Annotated in this window: 15 protein-coding genes; 11 read left to right on the top strand and 4 right to left on the bottom strand. The window is 64.9% G+C overall.

Annotation, left to right across the window (positions count from 1 at the left end; all coding sequences use genetic code 11):
- The 7 genes from ORI27_RS23700 to ORI27_RS23670 all read left to right on the top strand — a co-directional run.
- A partial coding sequence (locus ORI27_RS23700) for an aldehyde dehydrogenase family protein (protein ID WP_265998694.1) occupies positions 1-124 on the top strand: 124 nt, incomplete at its 5' end.
- Positions 124-672, top strand: coding sequence for a DUF779 domain-containing protein (locus ORI27_RS23695; RefSeq protein WP_265999508.1), 549 nt, complete (start codon positions 124-126; stop codon positions 670-672). The genes ORI27_RS23700 and ORI27_RS23695, both read left to right, overlap by 1 nt.
- 29 nt (positions 673-701) lie before the next feature.
- Positions 702-980, top strand: coding sequence for a putative holin (locus tag ORI27_RS23690; protein WP_265999507.1), 279 nt, complete (start codon positions 702-704; stop codon positions 978-980).
- A complete protein-coding gene (locus ORI27_RS23685) occupies positions 973-1,527 on the top strand; it encodes a hypothetical protein (protein ID WP_265999506.1) in 555 nt (184 codons plus the stop codon). The genes ORI27_RS23690 and ORI27_RS23685 overlap by 8 nt, the downstream gene beginning before the upstream one ends.
- 4 nt (positions 1,528-1,531) lie before the next feature.
- Entirely contained in the window at positions 1,532-2,926 is a 1,395-nt protein-coding gene (gene lpdA / locus ORI27_RS23680; RefSeq protein ID WP_265999505.1) for a dihydrolipoyl dehydrogenase, read from the top strand.
- Entirely contained in the window at positions 2,923-3,195 is a 273-nt protein-coding gene (locus ORI27_RS23675; protein ID WP_265999504.1) for a hypothetical protein, read from the top strand. The genes lpdA and ORI27_RS23675 overlap by 4 nt, the downstream gene beginning before the upstream one ends.
- Positions 3,196-3,313: 118 nt before the next feature.
- Positions 3,314-3,556, top strand: coding sequence for a hypothetical protein (locus ORI27_RS23670; protein ID WP_265999503.1), 243 nt, complete (start codon positions 3,314-3,316; stop codon positions 3,554-3,556).
- 13 nt (positions 3,557-3,569) lie between these two features.
- Here ORI27_RS23670 and ORI27_RS23665 read toward each other — a convergent pair whose 3' ends face one another.
- Together ORI27_RS23665 and ramB are read right to left on the bottom strand one after the other, a co-directional pair.
- Positions 3,570-4,106 (bottom strand): carboxymuconolactone decarboxylase family protein, encoded by a 537-nt coding sequence (locus ORI27_RS23665; RefSeq protein ID WP_265999502.1) that lies wholly within the window; start codon positions 4,104-4,106, stop codon positions 3,570-3,572.
- Positions 4,106-5,530: an acetate metabolism transcriptional regulator RamB gene (gene ramB / locus ORI27_RS23660; RefSeq protein WP_265999501.1), complete on the bottom strand. Its 1,425-nt coding sequence runs from the start codon at positions 5,528-5,530 to the stop codon at positions 4,106-4,108. Before ramB ends, ORI27_RS23665 begins: the two co-directional genes overlap by 1 nt.
- A 159-nt stretch (positions 5,531-5,689) precedes the next feature.
- On the opposite strand from ramB, the gene ORI27_RS23655 reads away from it, so the two are divergent.
- From ORI27_RS23655 to ORI27_RS23640, 4 genes are all read left to right on the top strand, one after another.
- Positions 5,690-6,514 (top strand): acyl-[acyl-carrier-protein] thioesterase, encoded by an 825-nt coding sequence (locus ORI27_RS23655; RefSeq protein ID WP_265999500.1) that lies wholly within the window; start codon positions 5,690-5,692, stop codon positions 6,512-6,514.
- A 267-nt stretch (positions 6,515-6,781) separates the two neighbouring features.
- A complete protein-coding gene (gene aceA, locus ORI27_RS23650; RefSeq protein WP_265999499.1) occupies positions 6,782-8,074 on the top strand; it encodes an isocitrate lyase in 1,293 nt (430 codons plus the stop codon).
- Between the two features lie 146 nt (positions 8,075-8,220).
- Positions 8,221-9,081: a 3-hydroxybutyryl-CoA dehydrogenase gene (locus ORI27_RS23645; RefSeq protein WP_265999498.1), complete on the top strand. Its 861-nt coding sequence runs from the start codon at positions 8,221-8,223 to the stop codon at positions 9,079-9,081.
- Between the two features lie 131 nt (positions 9,082-9,212).
- Complete coding sequence (locus ORI27_RS23640; protein WP_265999497.1) at positions 9,213-10,088, top strand: cyclopropane mycolic acid synthase family methyltransferase; 876 nt, start codon at positions 9,213-9,215, stop codon at positions 10,086-10,088.
- A gap of 3 nt (positions 10,089-10,091) precedes the next feature.
- Here the strand turns inward: ORI27_RS23640 and ORI27_RS23635 are convergent, their stop codons facing one another.
- Positions 10,092-10,949, bottom strand: coding sequence for a polyphosphate kinase 2 family protein (locus tag ORI27_RS23635; protein ID WP_265999496.1), 858 nt, complete (start codon positions 10,947-10,949; stop codon positions 10,092-10,094).
- A gap of 22 nt (positions 10,950-10,971) precedes the next feature.
- Positions 10,972-11,202, bottom strand: coding sequence for a hypothetical protein (locus ORI27_RS23630; RefSeq protein ID WP_265999495.1), 231 nt, complete (start codon positions 11,200-11,202; stop codon positions 10,972-10,974).
- Between the last annotated feature and the right edge of the window lie 25 nt (positions 11,203-11,227).

Here is an 11,227-nt window from a genome sequence, read left to right as displayed (position 1 = left end):
GGCGTTCGGCGGCTACAAGCAGTCCGGCATCGGGCGGGAGAACCACCTCATGATGCTCGACCACTACCAGCAGACCAAGAACCTGCTCGTCTCCTACAGCAACAAAGCCCAGGGGTTCTTCTGATGAGTGATTTCGGCGCGCATTCCGCCGCACAGCGAACGAAAGCGCGCCGAAATCACGGGGGGCAGGCGCCGCCGCGGGCGTTGATCACCGCGGCGGCCGCCGACCTTCTGCACCGGCTCCAGCAGCGGCACGGTCCGGTGATGTTCCATCAGTCCGGCGGCTGCTGCGACGGCTCGTCACCGATGTGTTACCCGGACGGGGAATTCATCGTCGGCGACCGTGATGTCTTGCTGGAGGTGCTCGAGGGTGCCCCGGTGTGGATTTCGGGCCCCCAGTTCCAGACCTGGAAGCACACCCAACTGGTGATCGACATCGTTCCCGGACGCGGCGGCGGGTTCAGCCTGGAATCGCCCGAGGGTGTCCGCTTTCTCAGTCGCGGGCGGGCCTTCAGCGACGCCGAGAACGAGTTGCTGGCCAGTGCATCGCCGCTGACGGGAGCTGACTACCAGCGGGGGGCGCGGTTGCCGGCGCGGGCCGATCTGGTGGTCGCGGAGGGGGTCGACGCCTGCGCGATCCCTGCTCGGCACGCCGGAGTCGTTCAGCCGTAGTCCGCTGCCGGACCCGTACCCTCATAAGGGTGATACCCCTGCCTCGGGCATGGCTGCTCACAAGTGCGTTACTGGTCGGCACCGTTACCGGTCTGGTCGCGGCGGTCGTGGCCACTGTGTTGGTCAAGACGCCGGTTCGCCCCGATCTCGTGGTGGGCCTGGTGGTGGCGGTGCCCAGCGTGATCGGGATGCTGCTCATCCTGTTCTCCGGGCGGCGCTGGGTCACCACCGTGGGGGCGTTCATCCTGGCGATGGCACCGGGATGGTTGGGTGCACTGGTTCTTGTTCAGGTGGTGTCCGGTGGCTGACCAGACTTCCGCTCCGTCGACCGAACCGTCCCACGCACCGATCTTCGACACCGGACCGCATCCCGAGCCCCTGAAGTCGCTGACCGACGAACCCGAGGCCCAGATCTCCCCGGAGTCCATCGCGTTCAGCGAGTTGGAGAACTTCGACACCGACGCCTTCATGCGCCCGGTCAACGGGTCTCTCCATGCCGAGCCGGTCGTGGTGCCGCCCGCGGCGTCGACGGCCCCGGCCGAGCATCAGTTGCTCAAGCGGTGGCAGTTCGTGTTCATCGTGGCCGCGGTCTGGGTGCTGGCGGCGGCCGCCGGCCTGGGCTTCTACTTCTGGTGGTACACATCGCTGAACAAGACCCCGGCGGTGTTCGTCGTCCTGATCTACCTGATCTTCTGCTCCGTCGGCGGCATCCTGGTCTCCCTGGTGCAGGACCGGCCGCCGGTAACGGCGCTGGCCATCGCCCTGATGTCGGCGCCGCTGGCCTCAGTGTCCACCGCCGCGGTGTTGCACGGGGCCTACTACTTCGAATGGATTGCCCGTCCGACGATAGGCTGACGACGTGACTCACTATGACGTCGTCGTTCTCGGAGCCGGTCCCGGCGGGTACGTCGCGGCGATCCGCGCCGCCCAGCTCGGGCTGAACACCGCCATCATCGAACCCAGGTATTGGGGCGGAGTCTGCCTCAATGTCGGTTGTATTCCGTCGAAGGCGTTGCTGCGCAACGCCGAGCTGGCCCATATCTTCACCAAGGACGCCAAGACGTTCGGCATCAGCGGAGAGGCAACCTTCGACTACGGAGCCGCCTTCGACCGCAGCCGGAAGGTCGCCGAGGGCCGGGTGGCCGGCGTGCACTACCTGATGAAGAAGAACAAGATCACCGAGATCCACGGCTACGGGAAGTTCACCGGCGCCAACAGCATGACCGTCGATCTCAACGAAGGCGGTACGGAGGACGTCACCTTCGACAACGCCATCATCGCGACCGGCAGCAGCACCCGGCTGGTGCCGGGCACGTCGCTGAGCGAGAACGTCGTCACCTACGAGAAGCAGATCCTGTCTCGGGAGTTGCCGGGCTCGATCATCATCGCCGGGGCGGGCGCGATCGGCATGGAGTTCGCCTACGTGCTGAAGAACTACGGCGTCGACGTCACCATCGTCGAGTTCCTGCCCCGCGCGCTGCCCAACGAGGACGCCGAGGTCTCCAAGGAGATCGAGAAGCAGTACAAGAAGCTCGGGGTGAAGATCCTGACCGGCACCAAGGTGGAATCCATCACAGATGATGGCTCCCAAGTCACCGTCGCGGTGAGCAAGGACGGCAAGACCGAGGAACTCAAGGCCGACAAGGTGTTGCAGGCCATCGGTTTTGCCCCCAACATCGAAGGCTTCGGCTTGGACAAGGCCGGCGTGGCGCTGACCGACCGCAAGGCGATCGGCATCGACGACTACATGCGCACCAACGTGCCGCACATCTACGCCATCGGCGACGTCACCGGCAAGCTGATGCTCGCTCACGTCGCCGAGGCGATGGGGGTGGTGGCCGCCGAGACCATCGCGGGTGCGGAAACGTTGGCGTTGGGTGACTACCGGATGCTGCCGCGCGCCACGTTCTGCCAGCCGCAGGTGGCCAGCTTCGGGCTGACCGAGCAGCAGGCCCGCGACGAGGGCTACGACGTAAAGGTGGCCAAGTTCCCGTTCACCGCCAACGGCAAGGCGCACGGACTGGCCGACCCCACCGGATTCGTGAAGGTCATCGCCGACGCCAAGTACGGCGAACTGCTCGGTGCCCACCTGATCGGACCGGACGTGTCCGAGCTTCTGCCCGAGTTGACGCTGGCGCAGAAGTGGGACCTGACCGTCAACGAGCTGACCCGCAACGTGCACACCCATCCGACGCTGTCGGAGGCACTCCAGGAATGCTTCCACGGTCTCGCCGGCCACATGATCAACTTTTGAGGCCCGCCACGGTCGTCGCCGCCATCGGCGGACTGGTGCTGGGTCACGTCCTGTGGCTCGTCGGTATCTCGTTCGCGACCGATGCATCGAGGGTCAGTTTCTGGGTGCTGATCCTCGCCGCGGTGATCGCCGTGGTTGCCGCCGTCGCCGGCTTTCTGGCGTGGCAGAGCTTCCAGCGCAAGCGGATGCCGTGGGCGGCTTTCCTGGCCTGCCTGCCGATCTCGCCGGTGATCTTCACGCTCATCGTGCTCGGGGTCACCTACCTGTAGGCGGCATCTGCCAGCCCTTCGCCAGGTTGATTACAGGCTGCCTCAAGCCTGGCGGGGTTCACTGTCGTTCACGATCGGCGACCGTGGCTGGCGCCGGTTGGCGAAACGAGGGGGCGGCATGGCTGAGTCGACACATACGCGGGTGAAGATCCTGTTGGCTGTCGCCGGTGGCGGTGCTGTGATGGCGCTGGCGGGGTTCGCGGTCGGCGAGGGCGCGCCGCCGCCATCACCCTCGGTGGCGGCGCCGGTCCTACCCGGTCCGATGACGCAGGGCGACACCGTGACCACCACAATTCCGCCCACCGCCTTGGCCACCGCGAAGGCGGCGCCGGTGGTGAAGGCGAAGCCCTACCACGGATAGCCGCCGGCGCGGCCTAGTCCGGGAAGTCCATCGGTACGCGCAAGGTGGTCAGAATGGCGGCGATCGCGTCGTAATGCCCTGCCACGGCGCAGAACTCGATCAGCTGCTGGCGGGTCAGATGTGCCGACAGATCGGCGAACGTGTCATCGCTCAGATCTCGGTTCAGCACGAACTCGTCGACCGCGGTGAGCAATGCCCGCTCGCGATCGGTCAGTCCCTCCGCACTCGGGCCGGCAAAGATCTTGTCCTGCAGTGCGGAATCAACCCCGCGGCTCCTGGCCAGCCGTCGGTGCTGCTGCAGTTCGTACTCTGAGCCACGTAAGTGGGCCACCCGCAGGATGACCAGTTCCTTGTCCCGTTTGGGCAGCTTGCCCCAATTCAGCAGCACGTGCGAATACGGCAGAAACGACAGGAACAGCAGCTTGTGCTGCCCCAGGACATCGAACAGGTGCATGCGCGGAGCGCGAATCGCACGCGCTCCCAACCGGGAAACACCCCAGTTGATCAGGCCGAGCTCACGACGGCCGCCGGGTGGAATGCGTTGGGGCATTAAGACTCCTTGACCAGGTAGGGCGATACCGTGCTGCGGTGCTCGTCGAGATCCAGCGCCCGGCCGAGCGCGGGGAAGGCCCGCTGCGGGCAGTTGTCGCGTTCACACACCCGGCAGCCGGAGCCGATCGGCGTCGCATTGTCCGACGACAGGTCCAGGCCTTTCGAGTAGACCAGCCGGTTGGCATGACGGGCCTCGCAGCCCAGGCCGATCGCGAAGGTCTTGACCGGCTGGCCGTATCGCGACGCCCGCCGTTCGACCGTGCGTGCCACCCACATGTAGTTCTGCCCGTCAGGCATCTGGGCTATCTGCACCAGAATCTTGCCGGGATTGGCGAACGTCTCGTAGACGTTCCACAGCGGGCAGGTTCCGCCGGCGGACGAGAAGTGAAAACCGGTGGCGGACTGGCGCTTCGACATATTGCCGGCTTTGTCGACGCGGACGAACGAGAACGGGACGCCGCGCATCGAGGGTCGCTGCAACGTCGAGAGCCGGTGACAGATCGTCTCGTAGCTGACCTGATAGAAGGCCGAGAGTCGTTCGATGTCGTAGTGGAAGGTCTCGGCCACATCATGGAACTGTCGGTATGGCAATATCGTCGCCGCCGCGAAGTAGCCGGCCAGCCCGAGCCGTGCCAGCGTGCGGGACTCCTCGCTGGTGAATTTGCCTTCGTCGACCAACTGATCGATCAAATCGCCGAACTCTAGATAGGCCAGCTCGGTTGCCATCTTGAACACCTGCTGGCCGGACGACAGCTGATTGCTGATCTCCAGAGTGCGGGACACCGGGTCGTAGCGGTGCAGCACCGTGTCGCCCAGGTCGATGCGGCGGATGATGTGGACACCGTGCACCATCGTGAGTCGATCGGACAGCTCACGCGACAACTCGGCGCGGTGCATTCGCATCCGGATGGTGAGATCCTCTGCGGCGGTGTCGAGTTCGTGCAGATAGTTTTGCCGCTGGTAGAAGTAGTCGCGAACCTCCTCGTGCGGCATGGAGATCGATCCGGTGCCACTGCCTCCGGTGTTGAGGTTGAACCGGTCCTCGGTGGCGGCCGCCAGTTGCGCGGTGGTGATCCGGTAGCGGCGATGCAGGTTCACTATCGCGCGGGCGACGGCGGGATGGGTATTGACGATGTCGGCGACCTCGGTCATGTCGATGTCGAGATCGAGGTCGCGGTCCATCGTCACTTCGCGCAACTCCGCCACCAGCCGGGTGTCGTCCTGGGACGAGAAGAACGTGGCGTCCACGCCGAACACCTCGGTGATCCGGAGTAGCACCGCGACCGTCAGCGGCCGGACATCGTGCTCGATCTGGTTGAGATAGCTGGGGGAGATCTCCAGCATCTGAGCCAGCGCGGCCTGGCTGAAACCCCGCTCACTGCGCAGTTGTCGTATCCGGGAGCCGACGAACGTCTTGGACACCACTTCAGCCTACCGACGGGATGCGAAGAGCATCTTCGCAGCGTTGGCAACGCAGGCTGGTTGGCATTCAGGGGGCCCTTTGGCATGATCGCGCTGGGCGGGGACGGGGAGAGGACGACCGCACATGAGCACCAGCGAGAAGCCGAAGGCGGATCGCGCATGAGTCCAGCGGAGCGCACCGCAGACTCCGGGTTGGCGAAGTCGTTGATGCCCGTTCCGGATCCGAACCCCGATGTGTTCGACCGGGAATGGCCGCTTCGGGTCGGCGACATCGACCGGGCGGGCCGGCTGCGGCTGGACGCCGCCTGCCGCCACATTCAGGACATCGGTCAGGACCAGTTGCGCGAGATGGGCCACGAGGAGACCCACCCGTTGTGGATCGTCCGGCGCACGATGGTCGACCTGATCCGGCCCATCGAGTTCCAGGACATGTTGCGGATGCGCCGCTGGTGCTCGGGGACCTCGAATCGCTGGTGCGAGATGCGGGTCCGTATAGATGGGGTGCGCGGCCGCGGCCTCATCGAATCTGAAGCCTTCTGGATCAACATCAACCGGGAGACCCAGGGCCCGGCGCGGATCTCCGACGACTTCATGGAGGACCTGCAGCGCACCACCAACATCAACCGGTTGCGCTGGAAATCGTACCTGAGCGCCGGGGCGCGCCAGGATGCCAACGAGATCCGCGACTTCCCGATTCGGGTCAGCGATATCGACCTGTTCGACCATGTCAACAACTCGGTGTACTGGAAGGTGGTCGAGGAGTTCCTGGCCCCATACCCCGAGTTGTTGGAAGCGCCGCTGCGAGTGACCATCGAGCACGATGCGCCGGTGGCCTTCGGTGACAAGCTCGAGATTCTGCTGCACGTGTATCCGCCCGGCTCGACGGACAAGTTCGGTCCGGAGCTGACCGATCGGACTGTTAGAACGCTCACATATGTCGTCGGCGACGAGATCAAGGCCCTCGCCGCGATCTTCCCGCTCTGATCGGCGCGGTTTAACAGTACAAGCGTACTGACCTGCGAAAAGGTGCTACTGGACGGTAACCTCTGAACCGGTTCAGCTGATGATGGCCTTCGCAATCTTTGCAAACTAATCGGTGCCGTTGGCGAAAGTTGGCACTGATAACGGCTTGAACTGCCCTAACGGTACGGGGCATGCTCGTGTTCAGCACACAAGCGAAGCTGCGTTGACGTTAACAATTCACTTTCCCGTCAAGGTGGCGACCTCGATTGAGAAGGAGCAGGCCCCCTCATGACTACGTCCACCGTTGGCCAGCCGAAGACCGCAGAAGAGATCCAGCGCGACTGGGACACCAACCCCCGCTGGAATGGTGTCACCCGTACCTACACCCCGGCCGACGTCGTCGCCCTGCAGGGCAGCGTCGTGGAGGAGGCCACCCTGGCCCGTCGTGGTGCCGAGGTGCTGTGGAGCCAGCTGCACGACATGGAGTTCGTCAACGCGCTCGGTGCGCTGACCGGCAACATGGCCGTCCAGCAGGTGCGCGCCGGCCTGAAGGCGATCTACCTGTCGGGTTGGCAGGTCGCCGGTGACGCCAACCTGTCCGGTCACACCTACCCTGACCAGAGCCTGTACCCGGCCAACTCGGTGCCGCAGGTGGTCCGCCGCATCAACAATGCGCTGCTGCGCGCCGACGAGATCGCCAAGGTCGAGGGCGACACCTCCGTCGAGAACTGGCTGGCCCCGATCGTCGCCGACGGTGAGGCCGGCTTCGGTGGTGCGTTGAACGTCTACGAACTGCAGAAGGCGATGATCGCCGCCGGTGTCGCGGGCTCGCACTGGGAGGATCAGCTGGCCTCGGAGAAGAAGTGCGGCCACCTCGGGGGCAAGGTGCTGATCCCGACCCAGCAGCACATCCGCACTTTGACGTCTGCCCGGCTCGCGGCTGACGTCGCTGACGTGCCGACCGTTGTCATCGCCCGCACCGACGCCGAGGCCGCCACCCTCATCACCTCCGACGTCGACGAGCGCGACCGCCCGTTCATCACCGGTGAGCGCACCGCCGAAGGCTTCTACCGGGTGCGCAACGGCCTCGAGTCGTGCATCGCCCGCGCCAAGGCATACGCGCCGTACTCCGATCTGATCTGGATGGAGACCGGTACCCCGGACCTGGATCTGGCCCGTCGCTTCGCCGAGGGCGTCAAGAGCGAGTTCCCGGACCAGATGCTGGCCTACAACTGCTCGCCGTCGTTCAACTGGCGCAAGCACCTGGACGATTCGACCATCGCCCGGTTCCAGAAGGAACTCGGTGCCATGGGCTTCAAGTTCCAGTTCATCACGCTGGCCGGTTTCCACGCCCTGAACTACTCGATGTTCGATCTGGCCTACGGCTACGCCCGCAACCAGATGACCGCCTACGTCGAGCTGCAGGAGCGCGAATTCGCCGCCGAGGAGCGCGGTTACACCGCGACCAAGCACCAGCGTGAGGTTGGCGCCGGCTACTTCGACCGGATCGCCACCACCGTGGACCCGACCAGTTCGACCACGGCGCTGGCCGGCTCGACCGAAGAGGGTCAGTTCCACTGATTGCCCCTCCGCGAGCGTGCGTGTCTGCTCGGTGACACGCCGTCACCAGCGACAGTAGGCGCACGCTCGCGGCAGGCGGGCCCATCAGCGATGCCGTCAGGCCCCGTCCCTATATTTGGGCGGGGCCTGACGCGTGAGGAGACGAAGTGAGCATTCAACGAGTTGGCGTGGTCGGAGCGGGACAGATGGGCTCTGGCATTGCCGAGGTGGCAGCCAAGGCGGGCGCCGATGTCGTCGTGTTCGAGCCGACCGAGGAACTTCTCGGCGCTGGACGCCAGCGCCTGACCGGCTCGCTGGAGCGGGCGGCGAGCAAGGGCAAGCTTTCCGGGGCCGACCGCGATGCCGCGCTGGCCCGGCTGTCGTTCACCACCGACCTCGCCGATATGGCTGACCGCGAGCTTGTCATCGAGGCGGTTGTGGAGGACGAGGCCGTCAAGGCGAAGATCTTCGGTGAGCTCGACCGGATCATCACCGATCCGGATGCGGTGCTGGCGTCGAACACCTCGAGCATTCCGATCATGAAGATCGCCGCGGCTACCCAGAACCCCGGCCGGGTGCTGGGCCTGCACTTCTTCAACCCGGTGCCGGTGCTGCCGCTTGTCGAACTGATCAACACGCTGGTCACCTCCGAGGGGGCCATCGCCAGGGTGGAACAGTTCGCGAGCGAGGTCCTCGGAAAGAAGGTCGTGCGATGCGCCGACCGCTCGGGATTCGTCGTCAACGCGCTCCTGGTGCCGTACCTGCTGTCCGCGATCCGGATGGTCGAGGCCGGGGTCGCCACCGTCGAGGACGTCGACACGGCGATCGTCGCCGGCCTCTCGCATCCGATGGGGCCGCTGCGGCTCTCCGACCTCATCGGCCTGGACACTATGAAGCTCATCGCCGACTCGATGTACGACGAACTCAAGGACGCGCAGTACGCCCCGCCGCCGCTGTTGCTGCGCATGGTCGAGGCCGGGATGCTGGGCAAGAAGTCCGGACAAGGCTTTTACTCGTACTCACCGTGACGTAACACCACGCCTTGTGCATTTCCTGGTCTAATTGGTTAGGCTCCTGGTTTTGGTTGGGGGACTGCCGAAGCGGCATTGCTTCCCGAGGCATCCAGCCATGTGAACAGAAAGCTGGAAGGTAGCTGTAGATGGTCAACGTAGATGCGGATCTGACTCCTTACTACGAGGAGTCACAATCGATCTACGACGTCTCCGACGACTTCTTCGCCCTGTTCCTCGGCCCGACCATGGGGTACACCTGCGGATACTACGAGCGCGACGACATGACGCTCGAGGAATCGCAGCTGGCCAAATTCGACCTCGCCCTGGGCAAGCTCAACCTCGAACCCGGCATGACCCTGCTCGACGTCGGCTGCGGCTGGGGTGGCGCCCTCGAGATGGCCGTGCAGAAGTATGACGTCAACGTCATCGGCATCACGCTGAGCAAGAACCAGTCGGAGTACGCACGCCGGCGCCTGGCCAAACTCGACACCAACCGCTCGATCGAGGTGCGGCTGCAGGGCTGGGAGGAGTTCGACGAGCCCGTCGACCGCATCGTGAGCATCGGCGCCTTCGAGGCGTTCAAGGCCGAGCGGTACCCGCTGTTCTTCGAGAAGGCCTACAACCTGCTACCCGACGACGGCCGGATGCTGCTGCACACGATCCTGGCGCACACCCAGAAGTTCTTCCGTGAGAACGGAATCAAGCTGACCATCAGCGACTTGAAGTTCATGCGGTTCATCGGCACCGAGATCTTCCCGGGCGGGCAGCTGCCCGCGGTCGAGGACATCGAAGCGCTTGCGGCCCAGTCAGGATTCAATCTGCAGCGCATCCACCTGCTGCGCCCCCACTATGCGCGCACGCTGGACATGTGGGCGGCCAAGCTGGTGGCCAACCGGGACGAGGCGATCGCCATCACGTCTCAGGAAATCTACGACCGCTACATGAAGTACCTCACCGGCTGCGCGGACTTCTTCCGCCGCGGGATCACCAACATCGGCCAGTTCACCCTGGTCAAAGGCTGACCGTCAGGCCTGCGCCAACCTCTTCTTCTCCACCTCGACGTCGAAGTCGGGCGGCGGCCACGATAGCCCCATGCCCTTGATGGCCTCGATCAGCAACTCGTTGATGGCCAGCCGGCTGTACCACTTCTTGTCGCACGGGATGACGAACCACGGGGCGTAGTCGGTTGACGTCCGGTCCAGCACCGCCTGATAGGCCTCCTGGTAGGCCGGCCACAGCTTGCGTTCGTCGAGATCGCCCGGGTTGTATTTCCAGTACCGATCCGGGCGGTCGAGGCGTTCGGCCAGCCTGCGTTTCTGCTCTTCGAGCGAGAGGAACATCGCGCACTTGACGATGGCGGTTCCGGAGTCGACGAGCTCTTTCTCGAACGCGTTGATCTCGTCGTAGCGCGGTTCCCACACGTCTGGCGGCACGAGCTCGTGCACGCGCACCACCAGCACGTCCTCGTAGTGGGAGCGGTCGAACACCCCGATGTCGCCGGCGTCTGGCAGGGCATTGCGGATGCGCCACAGGTAATGGTGGGCGCGCTCCTCTTCGGTCGGCACGCCGAAGCTGGTGTAGCGGATGCCCATCGGATTGGCAGCGCCGACAACGTGCTTGACGATGCTGCCCTTGCCCGCGGTGTCCATGCCTTGCAACACCAGCAGCACGGAGCGGTGGCCACCGGCCTTGCCGTTGGCGTAGAGCAGTTCCTGCAGGCCCGCGAACCGCTCGTTGCGCTCGGCCTGCACCTCGTCGGAGCCGTCTTTGCCGTCGGAATACCCCGGGCTGGAATCGGTATCGATGTCGGTGACCTTGTCGCCGGGACGGAACCGGAGGATCTTGTGTGGCTCATGCGTCCATTGCGACGGCAGATCGGTCATAGCCGACGAGACTAGCTTCCGATCAGCCGCTGAGGCCGCGACGCCGCGAAACCGCCACGGCAAGCGCCGATATGCCTGCGCCGACGGACTGCTCAGGATCTTCCTGCGACGCTTCCGGGCCGGCCGGATCTGCGATGTCACCGTCGGCCGAGGCCACCTCCTGCACCCCGCCGCCGTCCGGCGCGCCCGACCACGACGGGTTGCCGGACACGTCCGACAACGACAAGGACTGGCCGGGCAAGATGACGGCCACCTACGCGGACCTTGCTCGGCCCGTA

The sequence above is a fragment of the Mycobacterium pinniadriaticum genome (assembly GCF_026242045.1).
GTDB lineage: Bacteria > Actinomycetota > Actinomycetes > Mycobacteriales > Mycobacteriaceae > Mycobacterium > Mycobacterium pinniadriaticum.
The sequence above is the reverse complement of the archived record's forward strand: the minus strand, read 5'-3'. Positions and strand labels throughout refer to the sequence as shown.

What these genes read in the sequence shown, in the direction of transcription:
- ORI27_RS23695 (WP_265999508.1), top strand. Translation starts at nt 124, where the DNA reads ATGAGTGATTTCGGCGCGCATTCCGCCGCACAGCGAACGAAAGCGCGC.
- ORI27_RS23670 (WP_265999503.1), top strand. Translation starts at nt 3,314, where the DNA reads ATGGCTGAGTCGACACATACGCGGGTGAAGATCCTGTTGGCTGTCGCC.
- ORI27_RS23665 (WP_265999502.1), bottom strand. Translation starts at nt 4,106, where the DNA reads ATGCCCCAACGCATTCCACCCGGCGGCCGTCGTGAGCTCGGCCTGATC.
- ORI27_RS23655 (WP_265999500.1), top strand. Translation starts at nt 5,690, where the DNA reads ATGAGTCCAGCGGAGCGCACCGCAGACTCCGGGTTGGCGAAGTCGTTG.
- aceA (WP_265999499.1), top strand. Translation starts at nt 6,782, where the DNA reads ATGACTACGTCCACCGTTGGCCAGCCGAAGACCGCAGAAGAGATCCAG.
- ORI27_RS23640 (WP_265999497.1), top strand. Translation starts at nt 9,213, where the DNA reads ATGGTCAACGTAGATGCGGATCTGACTCCTTACTACGAGGAGTCACAA.
- ORI27_RS23635 (WP_265999496.1), bottom strand. Translation starts at nt 10,949, where the DNA reads ATGACCGATCTGCCGTCGCAATGGACGCATGAGCCACACAAGATCCTC.